This is a genomic window from Aetokthonos hydrillicola CCALA 1050, assembly GCF_017591665.1.
GTDB lineage: Bacteria > Cyanobacteriota > Cyanobacteriia > Cyanobacteriales > Nostocaceae > Aetokthonos > Aetokthonos hydrillicola.
This window is the reverse complement of record NZ_JAAKGC010000001.1, coordinates 259310-277471: the sequence shown is the minus strand read 5'-3', so window position 1 is coordinate 277471 and position 18162 is coordinate 259310. Positions and strand designations below refer to the sequence as shown.

The following is an 18162-nucleotide window of genomic DNA, read 5'->3' as shown; positions in this document are numbered from 1 at the left end:
TTTGCCCAAATGTCAATACTCATCAAATCTTCCTTCTTGCTTCATCGAGCCGGACAACTACCCGAATTGACTCGACTCCGTTGAGATCCATTACTTGTAGGGTCGTAAGCTGTCAAGACTACCTGACCCTTATTGTTAAATACCCATCCTTGTGCAGGTACAACCTGATTGAGAGTTTGAGGCTTCGGATTTGGGATTGAAGCTTGACTCGGCTTAGTTTCCTGACTTAGTGAGTGAGCAGTTGAAGTTGCTTCAATCCAATGGCTTCTGACCCCTTCATTACTAAGCGCTTCATTGGGGCTAGGTGGTAAGCCACCACGACCAGTACTGATAAATTCACTACTAGCAATACTCTGTTTGCAGGGATTTTGAGCAATTTGCTGAGTGGGATCAATGACATTCTCAGGCAATTGAATTAACCCTTTGCTGGGATCAACTTCTGGAGAGTTGATGGTTACTGTACCACTTAAGGAAGGACTTTGTTGCGAAATAGCAGTGATGTCACTTGTAGGTAGCTTACTTGGATCTAGTTGACTGGGATCAGTTGTATTTAAAAGTCGTTCCAATTGTGTCCGACTCAGGGGTTTAATACCGAAAATTCCTTGCGTTGTGATATTAACTCTACCCCCTTTGCCGGTAAAAGCATTAGCTGTGATATCGCTATTTTCTAAAGGGAAGGCAACGATTAAGGGAGAGTTAATAGTGATGTTACCACCATTGCCTCTTGCTTGGTTTATGCCTGCTGTGGTGGAGATTTGACTGCCCCTGCGTAGCAGTAAGTAATCAGAAAGTTTTAAGATTACATCTCCACCATTTCCCGAAGCAACTGTCTCAGCAAAGATTTGACCGCTATCTAGACGAGCAGAGTTAGCATTAATGGTAATATTACCTGCGTTTCCTTCACCTTTACGAACACTAACCCCTACTTGTGCACCATTTGTCAAAGCCAATGAGCTAGCAGTGATATCAATTTTTCCGCTATTGCCTAGACCTAGACCATCATCTGGCACATTACTTGTAATCCTACTGTTGTACCCATCGAAAATAGCTGTATCTCTAGCAATAATCTTTATATCTCCTGCATTCCCTTGTGCATAAGTGCTAGCAGATAGTTGAGCACCATTAGACATAGAAAGTTGAGTAGCACTGATGTTAATATCACCACCATTGCCCACACCCCCAGATCCTACATAACTGTAGATATCACTTCCATCCAAAGAAACACTCTTGGTAGCATTAATAACTACATTTCCTGCATTCCCTTGTCCATAGGTGCTAGCTTCTAGTTGAGCACCATTAGACAGAGAAAGTTGAGATGTATTAATCTCTATGTTTCCTCCATTCCCCTTAACAGCATTACGCACTTGTGCGCTATCCCCACCTTCTCCCACAGAGCTAAAGATAGCACTAGGGAAAGTCTGACCATTGCTATTTGCGTAACCATCCAAGGAAACACTGTTGGTAGCATTGATAATCACATTCCCAGAATCACCTTGTGCGTCAATGTCAGCTCGTATTTGAGCACCATTAGACAGAGAAAGTTGAGATGTATTAATCTCTATGTTTCCCCCGTTCCCTTTAACAGCATTACGTTGTTCTGCGCTATCCCCAACATCTCCTACAGTACTAAAAATACCACTAGGAAAAGTTTGGCCATCGCTATTTACATAACCATCCAAGGAAACACTGTTGGTAGCATTAATAACTAGATTTCCTGCATTCCCTTGTGCAAAAGTGCTAGCAGATAGTTGAGCACCATTAGACAGAGAAAGTTGAGGTGTATTAATCTCTATGTTTCCCCCGTTCCCTTTAACAGCATTACGTTGTTCTGCGCTGTCCCCAACACCTCCTACAGTGCTAAAGATAGCACTTCCTTTGCCATCCAAGGAAACATTCTTGGTAGCATTAACAACTACATTTCCTGCATTTCCTTGTCCACTGGTAAAGGAATTAATTTGAGCACCATCTTTTAGAAGAACACTTCCTGCTTCCACATTAATATTGCCAGCACTTCCTACAGCACCACTACTAAGATTGGCAAATATTCCCTGGCTATTAGTGCCAGAAATTGTCAAGGCATCGCCAACTTTAACATTGATTGTCCCACCAATGCCTCGACCAGCAGCCAGCTTATCAGAAGCGGTATCGACAGTAGTACTTATTTCCCCACCATTAGTCAAGGATAATGACTCAGCAGTGATGTTTATTGTCCCACCATTTCCTACTGCACCCGCTTGTACATCGCTAAATAAACTACTATAATTTCCACTACTGTCTACACCGTCAAAAATGGCTGCACCCTTGGCATTAATCGTTATATTACCGGCATTTCCTTTGCCTGCGGTGCTAGTATCTATCCGCCCACCATTTTGAATCAGCAAATCACGAGTCTTAACTGTCAAGTTTCCCCCAGATCCTGTTGTACCTGAGTAAGCTTGTGTAAACAAGGCACTAGAAAAATTAGCATCAGCGGATGTACCAATCAGTTGTACTGAATCCTGCGCATTAACGATTAAAGTACCTCCCGATTTTGCTCCCAGAGTACTCGCTTCTATCTGAGAACCATCAGTGAGGGTCACATTTCTACCCCAAACCTGTATATCGCCACCGCCTTCCCCACTAGCATCAACGGCTGATTGTTTTGACAATTGAATGTTGCCAAAGTTTTGTATCTCACCATAGCCCAAGGAGAATCCCTTGTCGATGGGTGTAATGTTTACCAACCCATCCCCAGCAACACTCCCTAACTCTATCCGTCCTCCTGCTGTCTTAAGCGTTCCTCCCTCTAAGCTGAAATCGCCACCTACTAAAGCTAAGGTTTGATTAGGTTGTACGCGCAATCCTGCTGTTGTGTCCATAGGACCAGTTGTTGACCTTAAACCCTGACCATCTCCCTGCACCTGAATCATTCCTGGATTATCCCGAAACCGTAACCCAATAGGAATATTAACCGTTAACAACGGCGGTGCTTGCGGATTAGTTGCACTAAACTCAAACCCATTATTAAAAATTAGACTATTTGCTGTACTTGCCAAAAATGAACCATTAAGATCCAAACGAGCATTAGACCCAAAAATAATACCGTTAGGATTAATAAAAAACAGATTAGCCTTACCCAAAACACCGAGGGTTCCAAAAATATTAGAAGGATTTCCCCCTGTGACTCGACTTATAATATTGTTAATGTCTCCCGGATTTGAGAAATAAGCTCCTCGTCCTGCATTAATATTGAAGTCCTGAAAACTGTGGAAGAGGTTATTACCACGAGTTGCACCCCCATCAATACGATCGCTCGGTACTCCATTAATCAAAATATTGGGAGTGACAACAGAACTTTCACTCCCAAGGGTTTTATCAGGAGTGATTTGGGCTCTAGCTGTGTTGCTCGAAGCAAGACACCCTAAGATAGCTAAGGGTAAGGTCATTAGAAAGAGCGATCGCCAAGTTTGATTCATCGTATCCACCTCTTTCCCTTTCTAAAAAGGACTGTAATTCAGTGAGAAGTAAAAGCCATTTTCTTGTAATGTTCTTCCACCGTTATGAACCTCAATTAGAGGGATTCCGTAGTCAACGCGAGCATTTTGCCAAAATCCCAGTATTTTCTATACATATTTCTTGCTTCATCGAGCCGGACAATTACCTGAATTTACTCGACTTCGTTGAGAGCCAGTGCTTGTAGGGTTGTAAGCTGTCAAGACTACCTGACCCTTATTGTTAAATACCCATCCTTGAGCAGGTACAAGCTGATTGAAAGTTTGAGGTTTGGGATTTGGGATTGAAGCTTGACTCGGCTTAGTTACCTCAGTTAGTGAGTGAACAGTTGAAGTTGGTTCAATCCAATGGCTTCTAACCCCTTCATTACTGAGCGCTTCATTAGGATTAGGTGGTAAGCCACCACGTCCAGTACTGATAAATTCACTACTAGCAATACTCTGTTTGCAGGGATTTTGAGCAATTTGCTGAGAGGGATCAATGACATTCTCAGGCAATTGAATTAACCCTTTGCTGGGATCAACTTCTGGAGCATCGATAGCTACTATACCACTTAAGGAAGGATTTTGTTGCGAAATAGCAGTGATGTCACTTGTATGTAGCTTACTTGGATCTAGTTGACTGAGATCAGTCGTATTTAAACGTCTTTCTAATTGTGTCCGACTTAAGGGTTTAATACCGAAAATTCCTTGCGTTGTGATACTGACTCTACCCCCTGTACCCGCGAAAGCATTAGCTGTAATATCGCTATTTTCTGAAGGGAAGGCAACGATTAAGGGAGAATTAATAGTGATATTACCGCCATTTCCAGCACCTTGAGATGTTCCAGCAGAGGTTGATACTTTACTGTTATGACGTAGCAACAATAACTCGTGTAACTTGAGTGCAATATTTCCACCATTTCCTGAGAGAGTTCCTGCACTAATAAATCCTTTATCAAGATGGAGAGTGCCTGTTAAGATCGTGACATTACCGGCATCATACCCTGAATTCAAGGAACGAGTACTCACTGAAGCGCCATTTGTCAAAGAAAACGATCTAGCATAAATATTAATACTGCCACCCTTACCTATGCCTGTCGCGCTTACAATACTGAGGACACCACTATTTCCATTAGTACCGTCGAACAAGATATCATTGCTAGCATTAATTGTTACACTTCCTGCATCTCCATGACCACGAGTGGAGGCATTGACTTGTGCACCATTCTTGAGGGAAACTGAGCCTGCATTAATGTTGATACTGCCACCGTTCCCTACGCCTGTAGCCTCTACACTGCTGAAGGCAGCACTTGGAAATCCATCGCTGAAACCATCAAACAAGACGGTATCGCGTGCAGTAATTGTTACATTACCTGCATCTCCATGACCACGAGTGAAGGCATTGACTTGTGCACCGTTCATAAGGGCAACTGAACCTGCGTTAATGTTGAGACTGCCACCCTTACCTATACCCTCTTCCGATTGTATATTGCTGACGATGTAGCCATTGTCAAGTACAACAGAATCTTTGGCAAACACGGAGACGTTACCTGCATTTCCTCGTTGAAAAGTACTGCTGTTTATCTGAGAGCCATTGCTGACAAGTATCGAGCCTGCATTGATGTTAATATTACCACCAATACTTGAAACTTTTCCTACAGGAGCAATTGGGCTTCCTAAACTGGTTAATATCCCCGCAGGAAAGATATCAGAACCTCTTCCTTCAAGTGCAACAATATTTTGGGCAGTGATATTGATATTGCCCGCATTTGCTTGAAACCCTCTAGATGATAGTCGACCACCGTTAGTAGCAAAAAGCGAACCTGTATTGATATTAATATCTGCACCCCTAGCTTTATCTCCTATAGCTTCAGTCCTAATTTCACTAAGATTACCATCAAGAACGACACTATCACGAGCAACAATCTTTATCTCACCTGCATTTCCCTGCCCATAGTTATTAGTATCAAGTTGACCGCCACCAATCAAAAATAGGGAACCAGTTCGGATATCTATACTTCCACTGTTACCAATTGTATACCCTAATGCAGCACTAGAAGCGTCAGCGAAAAAACCCTTAAAAGAAAGGGTATCACGAGTATTAATTTTGATTTGTCCAGCATTTCCCACTCCACGAGTCTCGGTAATCAATTCCGTGCCTCGTGTCCTTCCATCAGCAAGGACTGATACAGAACCTGCACTAATTACAATACTTCCACCTTCACCAATAGCATCAAAATCTACTATATTCTCAATATGACTTCCTGAACTTATTTGAATATTCCCTGTAGCGTTCAGTAAAATATCTCCTGCTTTGCTGTCTGTAAATCCTCCTTTGGCTTTAATTCCAGCTAACAAATTACTTTCTCCCGAAATTTCTAAATTGTGTGCATTGATCACAATATTTCCTCCTTCTTCACCAACGACATTAACAGTGGCCCCTTTAGTGAGAGATAGATCAGCTCTTTCTAGATTTTCAGGAAAACTGAGACTACTATCATTATTTATTCCAACCGTTCCCTCTCCTGCTAATCCTCCTAACTCAACTCGCCCACCCGTAGCAATAACTGTCCCACCTTCAAAATTCACATTACCACCCACAAGTGCCAAGCTTTTACCAATGTCGACTTGAAGGCCTACAGTAGATTGATTAGTAATACTTCCTGGATTATCCCGAAACTTTAAACCAATGGGAATATTCACCGTTAACAACGGTGGCGCTTGCGGATTAGTTGTACTAAACTCAAACCCATTATTAAAAATTAGACTATTTGCTGTACTTGCCAAAAACGAACCATTAAGATCCAAACGAGCATTAGACCCAAAAATAATACCGTTAGGATTAATAAAGAATAGATTAGCCTTACCCAAAACACCGAGGGTTCCGAAAATATTAGAAGGATTTCCCCCTGTGACTCGACTTATAATATTGTCAATCCCTGTCGGATTCGAGAAATAAGCTCCTCGTCCTGCATTAATATTGAAGTCCTGAAAACTGTGGAAGAGGTTATTGCCACGAGTTGCACCCCCATCAATACGATCGCTCGGTACTCCATTAATCAAAATATTGGGAGTGACAACAGAACTTTCACTACCAAGGCTTTTATCAGGAGTGATTTGTGCTCTAGCTGCGTTGCTCGAAGCAAGATACCCTAAAATAGCTAAGGGTAAAGTCATTAGAAAGAGCGATCGCCAAGTTTGGTTCATCATATCCATCTCTTTCCCTCTCTAAAAAGGACTGTAATTCAGTGAGAAGTAAAAGCCATTTTCTTGTAATGTTCTGCCCTTGTTATGAACATCAATTAGAGGAATGCCGTAGTCAAAGCGGGCATTAAATTTGTTAGACATCTGCCATTGCAAACCCACACCCAAACCCACTAAAGTGTTACGATTTGGGCTACGATTACCGGAACTATTCCAACCAACACCAAAATCAAGAAATGGTACGACTTGCAAAAGCCCTTCTACGTCTTTGACTCGCAGAATTGGAAATCTGACTTCTGCTGAAGCAAGAAAACCATTATCAGTCAACAGCTGATCCTGTCGATAACCTCGGACACTTTGCAAACCTCCCACACTAATTTGCTCCAAAGGGACAAGCGCTCTAGTTGATAGCTGCATGTCAGAACGCAACACCAGCAATGTATCTGGTGCTAACAACCGTACATACTGTTCTTGTCCGCGCCAAGCAAAAAACCGACTATCAGGGGGTTGACTATGAACAGTAGCATCAAACCATCCCACACCAAGACTAAATTGAGAGTGTAGAGCAAAGACTTCCCGTGGACTACGCTGTGTATAATCTTGAAAAAACCGCACCGCCGATATGTTAGTTTGCCCTTGTTGGTTTGCACCAGGCGAAAGAAGAAAGTTCTCCCCAAAGAGTTTCGTCTGGCTTTCTTCGTGAGATAAAGTTAAACCTAGTGCTAATTCTTGGTTAGGCGTTTGAATTATTGGCTGGCGAAAGCTTAAATCTAAGTAGGATGAGTCACCAGTGATATTAAGGCGATTAAAAGGTGGTTCAACAACTTGTGTATCTGTTAACCCTGCAGAAAAGTTGATAGTACTATTATGAGCATTAATAGGCACTGTATAGCTGAGGTCATAGGCGTTACTCCCATCAGTATTTGTGTATTGGAAGCTCAAATCATCACCAAAGCCGAGAGCATTTCCTTCATTGATGCTGATACCCCGACGAAAACTACCAACAGTAGGAACACGAGCATTGTCAGCAAAGAATGCTGGGTGAAAGGAATTTGCTTCTACCACCTTAACTTCCAGTAAACTTAGATCCGGACGTGATCCAGCAGATAATTCGGCAGAAATATTTTTGATCAAGGGGTTAAGTTGCAATAATTGTAATCCTTCTAGCAGGCGTTCTCGATTCAAGGGTTTAGAGCTAGCAAGTTTCAACCGACTGCGTATATAGTTTGGGTTCAACCGTCGCGTACCTGTTACTTTAATATCTTCTATTCCACCTTCAATAATCTGAATTTTGACCACAGCTCCTTTTGGCGAAAATATTTGATTAGCAGGAATAACAGCACCAGAATTTATATAGCCTGCATCAGTATAAAGCTTAGTCACCGCAGCCTCAGCTTCTAAGAGTTGGGCAAATGTGATGGGCTTGCGAGTGAATTTAGCAGTAATTTCTGTTAACTTTTTGTTGCTAAATGCGGTGTTACCTATAAACTCAAATCTGCTAACAGTGATCGATCCTGGGATTTTAGGGAGGTTTTGAGATGGGGGAATATTGGAGGGAGGAACTTCAAGAGGGGTTTGAGGCGCTGGCGCTGGCTGCTGCGGTGTAGGTTTTGACGGTTCTGGTGATCTGGGAGTGATAGGGTTAGGAAGCTGAGACAAAATCACACTTTGTTTTGTGATATCAAAAGATTGCCTGTTGATATTAACCAGAGGCGTTAAGGGTGAATTCTCGGTATCCAGGGAACTATCATGTAATGCTTGAGCTAAAGCACTATCTATATACAAGGAGAACAACAGCCCCACAACCAAAAAAATCGTCAGATTTAGTTTCAAACAATAAAATTGAAACATGAGCGGTTTTTTGTCCTCTCTACAAGCTACCTACGACCTCAGTAATCTCTATCTGGTGAAATTTGTGAGCTTCTCAATCATGCATTTTGAGCAATTGCTATAGTTGTTTTTTCCAGTGATACAAGAGCAATAAGTAGGCGCTAATAAAAACTAACCACTAACACCCCTAACAGAACATTGTGTTTATTCACGCCGACTTACTATTCTTTTTTGTCACTCTTACTAGCAAGACCAGCAGCGCCACCCAGTGCAGTTCCAGCCACACCAAATCCCGTTGTTACTATCGTTGTTAGTGCTGTTTGCATATTCGGAGAGTTGCGATTAGTATTTTCTATCTTTGCTATTGTCTGAGAAATTAGAACTCCAGCAACTATAACATATACACTAATTATTCCTCCAATACATGCGATGATTATTGGAGTAGTTGCTTGAATCACCTCAGGGTTGTTACTCATATTTTGCCGTTGAGGGTCGGGATTTTGTTTCTGTTCTCCATTAGGTTGAGTCGTCATAATCCTTAATCCTTATGAGAAAGTATTTTGTTTTGTCTGTTGAAATGCTGTTCAACATTTCGTAAAAATAAAGATTCTATAGAAAATTACAAATTTTCCTGCCTTCAGAGGCAGAGTTTCTCTGCATTCAAAATCATGTAAGACTACTATTGCTATAGTTTAAATTAAAAAATGAATATGAGGAACTTGTGAGGATCATACAAAAATAGCAATTTTATTTGAAATGCATATAAAGGGACAAGGGGGATGTATTTGTAACTGCTGCGCAGATTGCTATAGGACTAAATATAGCGTTTCTCGTTTCTCCTAAGTGTCAAATACACCCAAATCTACGGGCTTTCCGCCGTTCGCCCCTACAAATGTATTGGACTCAATCGAGAATCGCTATAGAATTCGGGGGAGTGTCTCATTCATCCCAGACGTTGAGAAAATCCCATTCTTCATCATCGTCGCTCTCCTCCGTCTCAATTTGCTTATTCTCTATATTTTGCCCACTGAGCAAATTTTCATATTCTCCAGAATCAACCCATTTTAAAAGTTCAGACGCTCGCATCACTGTCCAAGATAGTTGATGTTCCATAAAGCTAAACGTCTTAGTCAAGCCATCTAACCCACCAAGATAGTTTGCTTCAAACTTGCGAGCTTGGATCATAAAATCATCTATTGTATTTTGATTCAAATAACTATTTGGTAACCCGCCCCATTTCATTAATGCGCGAATAGCAACATCTATATCCTGACACGCTAACAAACCTGCGCGATCGCCAGTAAATTTTGCCATCGTGATCCAATTGTATAACGCAATTTCTACCCCATTCGCGGCCAATCCACCCAAGCCAAGTGTTGTACTAGCGATCAAGTTCTTCAGTAATGGTATAACAGTAGCTATTTGCTGATACCTCAAGTAGTTTCCTTGAATCCTAGAGACTTGGTGTCCAAAAATAAATAATAATTCATCGTCAGAAAGCCATTCCATCCCTTCCACATTAATACCAACAACTGGCTTCTCCACCCCCATTGCATAGGTTTTTATGCTTCCCATTGCGGTAAACAAGTACAGATCTGGAATAGGTGCAATATCTAGAATATTACAGGTTTCCACAAAAGCATTCTCAAGGCGCGGAAAGTTATTAGGCGTGACTTTGAATTCAGTACCCATTGTTTGCATCCGCAACAACCTATCGATCCCATACTCATTAACTTTTTTCAGCAACTTAGGTAAAACTGGGGTTCGTTCTAACGCCATTAGCGCTTTCCGGTCAAACGGGTGTTGATAGGCTTGTGTTTTGAGGTTTGGAAATTCTTTTCTTACCATCGTTTGGGTACCCGTTTACAGAATTTATTTTAGCAGTAAATTCATAGGATTTATCGACAAGCGTCGTGGGTTCCCTAGACCCCACACCCTACACCCTACACCCTCTTAAGCTTGTTTTTCCACAAAAAAGCAACCAACCCTGTTGCAACGAGCAAGACTAATGCTGATATCTGAAAGGTTTTTTGAACGCCGAACACTAGTGCTTCAACAGGTGCGCTTGTCACGTCACTAGCAGAGGTAACAGAGAGAGTCAAAACTGCAAATAAAGTACCCATGACTGCTAATCCGGTGGTTTGTCCTAGAGTTCTGGATAAAGACAGTAACCCGGAAGCGATCCCTAAGCGTTCTGGAGGAACCTCCCCTAAAATAGCGCTGTTGTTGGGTGACTGAAACATTCCCAACCCAATACCAAAAGGCGCAACCCTTACAATATACCCCAGATCAGTTAAGTGAGCATTGAAGGTACTGATTGAAAGACAACCAATTATTGTCAACAGCAAACCAATCAGGCTAATCACACGTGATCCAAACCGATCTGATAAATTTCCAGAAATCGGGGCAACAATGGCAGTCAATACAGGTGAAACTGCTAGCAATAATCCTACCTTTTGGGTAGAGTAGTGAAGAACTAGTTCTAGAAAAAAAGGAGCGATAAAAATCACTCCTGCAACTACAATAAACACGAATACCGCCGTTAACAAACTGAGGCTAAACTGCAAATTATGAAACAGTTGCAAGTCCAGCATTGGTTGTTTGATTCGGCTTTCAAGGCGTAAAAAACTGATCAAGCCAACGATCGCGATCGCGAACAGCGCCAAAGTTCTGATACTACCAAAACCGTGATTTTGCCCCTCTGTCATTCCCAAGGCGAAGCAAACCAACGTTACAGTCATAATTAACGCCCCTAACCAATCAAACTTTTGTTTGACGGGGCTGATCATACTAGGTGGTACACTGCGGAGTACAACAAAGGTAGCAAATATCCCTATAGGGACGTTTACCAAAAAGATGGTACGCCAGTCAGAAACTCCTATCAATAATCCCCCAACTGTTGGGCCAAGTGCAATACCTACAGAGACAACCGCACCAATAATACCGAGCGCCCTTCCTCGTTCTGAATGGGGAAAAACTTCTGTAATAATTGCTGCTCCTAGCCCTGAAATCATCACCGCTCCTAGTCCTTGAAGGGAGCGAAACGCAATCAGCCAATTTGCACTAGGCGCAAGTCCACACAGCAGCGAGCTAAAGGTAAACAGTACCAATCCACCCAAGTATAACTGTTTCTTGCCAACCATATCACCCAAACGAGCTGCACCTAAAACTAAAGCAGTGACAACCAGCAAGTAGCTCAAAACAACCCATTGAATTGTGGTGAAGTTTGTGTGGAATACTTGCACTAAAGTAGGTAAAACAATGTTGACTATACTACCATCAATAGTAAACATTAATACTCCAAGTCCGATACCCAGCATCACCCACCACTTTCCTGGATAATTTCGTAAGTGAGAGTCCGATTGCATAGAGTTACCCTTTATACTCATTATTTTGGAGATGATAAAATAATATCACCTAATACACCTATCTTTTGGAGTATAAGGTCATGCTAATAAATGACGAGTAAAATCCTTCTCTGGATAGACAAGGTTGATTGAGATTTAGAGAGCTAATCATGCTTTAGATAGAAAGGCAATGAATGTTTTAAAAGGTAATGTATTGACTTAACAAGCGCATTAGCGTCTCGTCACAAATTCTTGAAGAAATTGTGGATATATTACGATGATGCGAATGGCAGTGCATCAACCGTATACTAATATTCCTTTGAGTTTTCACCCAAAGAAATCCCGTTTATCTTTTCTCTGACTGACGAACTCTAAGAAAAATTCCAAATTTTTATAAAATTCAGAGCGATTCTAGTTATTGAAGTTTTTAGAGATAAAAATGACTTTATCAATATAATCCATACAATGATTATGAACAATACAAAGACTAAAAAAAATAATCAGATAAAAACTCGAATTACCCCAGAAATTAGCCTCCTCCTTAAGGGTTTGATTATCGGCAAAGTGATGACAATAGTAGTTCTTGGGGGACTATTTTGGTGGCTATTGAAAATGCGATGGATAGGCGTCGACGCGAACTCTTCTTCTAGTTACTCCGCAGCTGCTGCTAAGTTCAGCTATGAGTCAGTTACGGATGTTCCAATTGGCTCGTTTAAATATGGTGGTAGCCCAGCTTGGGCGTCCATAAGGCAATTAGTCGATTCTCAGATCCAAAGTGCCCGTCCGGAACTACAATTACATTACGTTGCTCCAAGTCAGGGTAGTCCTAGTTCTAGCTTGGGGATTCGGATGTTAATTGATGGTCAACTAGACTTTGCTCAGTCTTCTCGTCCTCTTACAGATGAAGAGTATGCGATCGCTAAACAACGGGGTTTCACGCTTGAACAACGTCAGGTAGGCGTTGATGGGATAGCAGTTATAGTTAACCCATCACTCAATGTTTCTGGCTTAACCGTTAGCCAGCTGCAGGAGATTTACCAGGGACGAATTACTAACTGGAAGCAAGTAGGCGGACCAAACCTACCCATCACTCCTTTCTCACAGCATTTAGACGATGCAGACATAGCTATCTTCCCTGAAAACCAAACAAAGAGACAAAAGCTGAGCCAGAATGTACACTATGTTAACTCCACCACAGAAGCCATCCGGGAAGTTAGCAAAACTAATGGTGGTATATATTATGCTCCTGCATCTACAGTTGTGTTACAATGTACCGTGAAGCCTTTGTCCCTGGGTCGCACTACCAGTGAACTGATCCCGCCATACCGTCAACCCCTAGTCTTACCCCAACAGTGTCCAACCCAACGCAATCAGGTTAATACAGAGGCAATCAAGAATGGTAGCTATCCAATCACCACTAACTTGTTTGTGATTATTAAGCATAACAACAATCGAGAAGAGCAAGCTGGTGAGGCTTACACTAGGCTTTTACTTACTGACGAAGGACAAAAGGCAATCAGTAGACTGGGCTTTTGATTGCTGGAAATTGTATATTCTACTATATTTTAGAAGGTGTGATTAAAGGACCTTCTATGCATTTTGATTTGCCGCAAATTATTAAATCGTTAGGTTATTTTGGGGTATGGGGGATTATTTTTGCTGAATCAGGCTTACTAATCGGTTTTTTTCTTCCTGGAGATAGTCTACTGTTCACTGCTGGATTTGTCGCATCTCAAAATTTACTCAACATCTGGATTCTCATAATCGGTGCTTTTGTCTTTGCAGTTCTTGGTGATAATGTAGGCTATATGACAGGAAATAGATTTGGACGGAGATTATTTCAAAAGGAAGATTCGTGGTTGTTTCGTAAAAAACATTTAGCCGAAACCACTAAGTTTTATCAAAAATATGGTAAGAAAACTATCGTTTTAGCAAGATTTGTACCGATTGTACGGACTTTTGCACCAATTATAGCTGGGATTGGTGCTATGAATTATCGGACATTTATGACTTACAACTTAGCCGGTGGCTTTCTTTGGACATTTGGAATCACATTATTAGGATTTTTCTTAGGTAAGTCTATTCCGGCTGAACAAATAGATAAGTATTTATTCCCAATTATTGGTATAATTATAGTCCTTTCTTTACTGCCATCTATTGTTCATATAATCCAAGAAAATAAGAAAACTCGCTCTTAACTACCATAACTTAAGAAACACCATCAAAACAGATAGCGTCAAACAAAGAAAAATCTCGTTTTGGATGTTACCGATTGAAAACGCGTTCTAATTACCAGCAACTAGTACCTTACATCCAATCTCAGTGGCAACCCATTGTCAAGGGTTTTTTTGGCATTTTGGGATACGTACTGGCTACCTTAACGCTGATCCGTCTAGCAGGTGAATTGACGATCCCTTTTGGAAAAGGCGATGTGGAGGCGATCGCCCGAATCGCTTTGGAATGTGCTGCTGTGTTTCTTGTGAGAGGTTTTTGCCAGTCTGTGCAAGATATTTACATGGCAAAAGCTGCTTTACGAGTCGCATTAGCACTACGCAAGCAAGTCTACACTCATCTCCAAAAGCTTAATCTCAGCTATTTTGAAACAGCAAAAGCAGGCGATTTGTCTTACCGGTTAACAGAAGACATAGATCGCGTTGGGGAAGTCGTCAATAAACTGTTTCACGACTTTATACCCTGCACTTTGCAGTTGCTAGCAATTCCGATATACATGATTTGTCTGAATTGGCAACTTACACTGGCTACAATAATTGTAGCTCCATTGATGGGTGTTTTAATTGGTTGGTTTGGTGAACGGTTACTTAAGTTTTCTCGCCGCAGCCAAAATCGTGTCTCGGATTTATCATCTATACTCACTGAAGTTTTTAGCGGGATTCGCATAGTCCAAGCCTTTGCAGCAGAAAACCACGAAATTGCTAGGTTTACCCGTGAAGCAGAACGGACGCTACAAGCAAAGTATTCTGCTGAACGACTGAAAGCAATTCAGATTCCGATTATAGGATTTGTAGAAGCATTAGGTGTTTTATCGCTTTTATTTGTTGGTGGATGGCAAATTTCTCAACGTAACTTGACTGTAGCAGAGTTTTTCAGCTACCTTGCGGCTGGTGCAGCTTTGATTGATCCTGTTGGTCACACAACTAATAATTATAACGAGTTTAAGCAAGCTGAGGCGTCTGTTGATCGGGTTTTTGAATTGTTGGCAATTCAACCGACGGTGGTGGAAAGCGATAATGCGATCGCTCTTCCGACCGTTAATGGCAAGGTAGAATATTGCAACGTCTCTTTTTCCTACCAAACGGTCGAACCCATATTAAAAGATATTAGTTTATCCGTGTTCCCAGGAGAAGCGATCGCCCTTGTTGGTTCTTCTGGTGCGGGTAAAACAACTTTCGTCAATCTCTTACCACGCTTTTATGATCCTATATCTGGTCAAATTTTGATCGATGGTGTAGATATTCGAGACGTGACGCTTCACAGTCTGCGGCGACAAATTGGGATTGTTCCTCAAGAAACTACGATGTTTTCTGGTACGATTGCTGAGAATATAGCTTTTGGGCAAGATACTTTTGATATGGGAGATGTCCAAGAAGCTGCAAAAATTGCTAATGCTCATCAATTTATTATGCAGCTACCAAACGGATATGAAACCTGGGTAGGTGAGAGGGGGGTAAATTTATCTGGAGGACAAAAGCAAAGGATTGCGATCGCGCGTGCTGTTCTCCTCAACCCTAGAATTTTAATTCTTGATGAAGCAACATCTGCTCTTGATTCAGAATCAGAAGCACTGGTACAGGAAGCGCTCGAAAGACTGATGCAGAACCGCACAGTGTTTATGATTGCTCATCGTTTGAGTACTGTGAAGCGGTGCGATCGTATTTTAGTTTTAGAAAAAGGTCAAATTGTAGAGTCAGGAACTCATCAGGAATTACTAGCACTTGAGCGCCGTTATGCTGGGTTTTACAACAATCAAAGGTGAAAAATTATTTCAAAGATTAGGTTATGAACCGGCTTAAAGGGTGTTACCTGCAACAATATGTTCCCTGTTTATAACTGCTGAACGGATTACTGGCTTTTTGTTGTTGTATAGCGTCAAAAATTTCTCATCCTTACCACCAGTAATCATTACATTAAAACTAATGTACTACTGTTTTAAATCTCAAATAGGATTGCTATATAAATGTTGAGAATTTTAAATTGGCAAACAGTGTCCGAAGATAACCTAGTAGTTTTTCCGAAGATAAGAGGATGTCCGAACTTAAAAAAAATTACTGTTGTGTAAATTGAATTGCAAAAATCTTGAATCTAAGGCTATTACTAGCCTTTGTAAATTAGCAGTAGATATTTATTAAGTTTGCCCTTAAAAGCCTAAACTGCGATTGTTCCTATGAAAGTTGAAGGTTAAATTGAACTCATTCGTTCAAACAATCGTGAATTGGCAAATTAAAGTATGTCAACTAACACAACTAGTACAGCGCGGCTTAAATAAACATACCATTCAAAATCTCTGAAAAGCCTACGCTGTATTCCTAACAGAATTTTGAATTCCGCCTTGCGGTACTAGCAACTGAAGCTATATCAGATTGTGAACATCATTAAGTATACAGGAAAAGAAAATGACCTCACTACAGACCAAATCTCAAACACATAAAACTTTAGCAGACCCAAATCAAAAATACTGGGATCTGGGGCTCAAATATTTTAACGATGGCGACCTTGCTATAACCGCAATCCAAAAACTTTGGCGACAAATGCCCCCTCCCGCGAGCTTGCCACTACTTGCTACCATCATCGGTGCCTTGTACGCAGATACATACTGGGCAAACACAAAAATGGATGTGAATCTTCTCGCTGGAAATCTTCAAGCAGGGTTAGGGATCAATCCTGCCGATTGCCAAAAAGCGGCTAATATTGCTTTTTCGCGGTGGTATGGATTTCTCGTCCGAAGTAATATGGGAGACTCTGGTTCGATCCCAAAGCCCGATCCCGTTACAAATAGTCCTGACGTTGTCCTCAATGGGGACACAACCCTGCCAGTGGATCAGCTAATAGAACAGTGGAACACCTACATCTATACTCTAAAACCGGGATTAAAGAACAACGTCTATGGCCGGGCGCAGAGTGTGAACATTAAAGTTCCGCAGCACCCCCAGTTGAGTATGTATTACAGTGATGCAGGCTTTAATCCCCCACCTAGCTCTTGGGTCAAGATGTTCACAGACGATGGAAGCGCAACGACACCAATGCAAGGAATTCAGCCAGGATCAATTGGAGTGGGAGATCGCTGTGCAAATCCACAGCAGTTTGCTTTTAGTCCGTCTGGTGCAGGACATTACTGTCTGATTACAGTAGTAAGTACCGAGTTTTTCACAAATGATCCTTTAGTCAATCCAGGTAACTGGAATACACAAGAATGGATTCATTCTAATGGCGCTGCGGGGTGGCATAATGTTGATGTTACTCAAGCTAACCATGCGGTACTTAAGTTTTATAATCAGGACGGTACCTCAGAACAGTTTGTTTTTGAAGCACACTGCCGTAACCTACCAATAGGTACAACTGTCTCCCTGAGGTGTGAACATGAGGATTTACCATACTCGATCCAGACTCCGTCAGTGAAAATTGTCCAAGAGTATCAGGTTATTAGTACTAGGGCTGAGGTACCGCCGAACTTTGCTGCTGACCTGCACGTTCAATTTGATACGCCTGATGGCAAGTGTCTACCAGGTGAATCTTCAATCGATGTACGCATGGACTGGGAGCTTTCCGCAGCGCATCAACACTATCATCAGGCACTAAATCAGCTAGGAGATACTAACTCCGGTTTTTTAGGGAGTAGAGTTCGAATACCGATGGGTAACTTCACGTTTGTGGGTTCAAACGGCTAGTAGTTCACTACATAAATATTGACAGGTGTAGGCTGGGCAAAGGTAAGAGGGCAAAAATTTAAAACCTTTACCGTTTACCTCTTAGCCTTTTCCCACCTGTCAAAAAAACTTGCACTTGCTCAACCCAATCAGCATCGAATACTAATTCGTAAATACAGTTATGGACTCTTAAATTACCCTCTTGCTTGATTACCAAGCCCGATAATAGTAATTCCCTTTGTTCCTGACTATCAACCGCAACAACTTCTCTTTGACACAAAATTTTCTGATATAGCTTTAACATCTCGAAAAAATAAGATTCCATATTGAGAAGGCGATCGCGTATAGTTTTTAAATGCTCTGGTTCATCCTGCATTTCTGAATTTTCAATCACTTACATTTGTACTAAGTTCTTTATCCACTCTG

General features: G+C 41.5%; 11 protein-coding genes. 4 read left to right on the top strand and 7 right to left on the bottom strand.

Annotated features, from left to right (window positions below; all coding sequences use genetic code 11):
• Window positions 1-41: 41 nt before the first annotated feature.
• The 6 genes from G4P69_RS01115 to G4P69_RS01090 form a co-directional block, all read right to left on the bottom strand.
• Window positions 42-3455 (bottom strand): two-partner secretion domain-containing protein, encoded by a 3414-nt coding sequence (locus G4P69_RS01115; RefSeq protein WP_208348074.1) that lies wholly within the window; start codon window positions 3453-3455, stop codon window positions 42-44.
• Between the two features lie 165 nt (window positions 3456-3620).
• Window positions 3621-6683 (bottom strand): two-partner secretion domain-containing protein, encoded by a 3063-nt coding sequence (locus G4P69_RS01110; protein ID WP_243902184.1) that lies wholly within the window; start codon window positions 6681-6683, stop codon window positions 3621-3623.
• Window positions 6684-6701: 18 nt separating this feature from the next.
• The gene (locus G4P69_RS01105; RefSeq protein WP_208339672.1) at window positions 6702-8528 is read right to left on the bottom strand and encodes a ShlB/FhaC/HecB family hemolysin secretion/activation protein; all 1827 of its coding nucleotides are present in this window, start codon (window positions 8526-8528) and stop codon (window positions 6702-6704) included.
• A gap of 200 nt (window positions 8529-8728) precedes the next feature.
• Window positions 8729-9040, bottom strand: a complete 312-nt coding sequence (locus G4P69_RS01100; protein WP_208339674.1) for a hypothetical protein — start codon at window positions 9038-9040, stop codon at window positions 8729-8731.
• Between the two features lie 406 nt (window positions 9041-9446).
• Window positions 9447-10355, bottom strand: a complete 909-nt coding sequence (locus G4P69_RS01095) for a M48 family metallopeptidase (RefSeq protein ID WP_208339675.1) — start codon at window positions 10353-10355, stop codon at window positions 9447-9449.
• Between the two features lie 95 nt (window positions 10356-10450).
• On the bottom strand, window positions 10451-11875 hold the full coding sequence (locus tag G4P69_RS01090) for an MFS transporter (protein WP_208339677.1): 1425 nt from the start codon (window positions 11873-11875) through the stop codon (window positions 10451-10453).
• Between the two features lie 450 nt (window positions 11876-12325).
• On the opposite strand from G4P69_RS01090, the gene G4P69_RS01085 reads away from it, so the two are divergent.
• The 4 genes from G4P69_RS01085 (at window position 12326) to G4P69_RS01070 (ending at window position 17757) form a co-directional block, all read left to right on the top strand.
• Window positions 12326-13390 carry a PstS family phosphate ABC transporter substrate-binding protein gene (locus G4P69_RS01085; protein ID WP_208339679.1) on the top strand — a complete coding sequence of 355 codons (1065 nt, stop codon included), beginning with the start codon at window positions 12326-12328 and terminating at the stop codon, window positions 13388-13390.
• A gap of 56 nt (window positions 13391-13446) precedes the next feature.
• A complete protein-coding gene (locus G4P69_RS01080; RefSeq protein WP_208339689.1) occupies window positions 13447-14052 on the top strand; it encodes a DedA family protein in 606 nt (201 codons plus the stop codon).
• A gap of 74 nt (window positions 14053-14126) precedes the next feature.
• Entirely contained in the window at window positions 14127-15848 is a 1722-nt protein-coding gene (locus G4P69_RS01075) for an ABC transporter ATP-binding protein (protein ID WP_208339681.1), read from the top strand.
• A gap of 637 nt (window positions 15849-16485) precedes the next feature.
• A complete protein-coding gene (locus G4P69_RS01070; RefSeq protein WP_208339682.1) occupies window positions 16486-17757 on the top strand; it encodes a hypothetical protein in 1272 nt (423 codons plus the stop codon).
• Between the two features lie 67 nt (window positions 17758-17824).
• On the opposite strand, the gene G4P69_RS01065 is transcribed toward G4P69_RS01070, so the two are convergent.
• Window positions 17825-18130: a hypothetical protein gene (locus G4P69_RS01065; RefSeq protein ID WP_208348070.1), complete on the bottom strand. Its 306-nt coding sequence runs from the start codon at window positions 18128-18130 to the stop codon at window positions 17825-17827.
• Window positions 18131-18162 lie beyond the last annotated feature (32 nt).